The sequence below is a fragment of the Alkalihalophilus lindianensis genome, assembly GCF_032843265.1.
Taxonomy (GTDB): domain Bacteria; phylum Bacillota; class Bacilli; order Bacillales; family Bacillaceae_D; genus Alkalihalophilus; species Alkalihalophilus lindianensis.
This window is the reverse complement of record NZ_JAWJBA010000872.1, coordinates 1-244: the sequence shown is the minus strand read 5'-3', so window position 1 is coordinate 244 and position 244 is coordinate 1. Positions and strand designations below refer to the sequence as shown.

Genomic DNA, 244 nt, shown 5'->3' with positions numbered 1-244 from the left:
GCCGACCTGAAGCAGGTTATTAAGACAAAAACAGATGAAGTAAATTCCATTTCAAGGCAAATATCCAGCTTAAATGACCAAATTTCCCGTCTTGTTGCCAATAATTATGAACCCAATGACTTGTATGACCAACGGGATTTGCTGATTGATCAATTGTCCAAAATTGTCAATGTCAAGGTGACACAGAATGGAAATGGCATGGTGGACATCGTAGTGGCTTCTCAAGCATTAGTTTCCGGAAATA

Annotated in this window: 1 protein-coding gene; it reads left to right on the top strand. The window is 39.3% G+C overall.

Going from position 1 to position 244, the window contains the following annotated elements; genetic code table 11:
- Positions 1-244 (top strand): FlgK family flagellar hook-associated protein (locus RYX56_RS24615; RefSeq protein WP_439108536.1); only part of this gene is annotated, 244 nt, incomplete at both ends.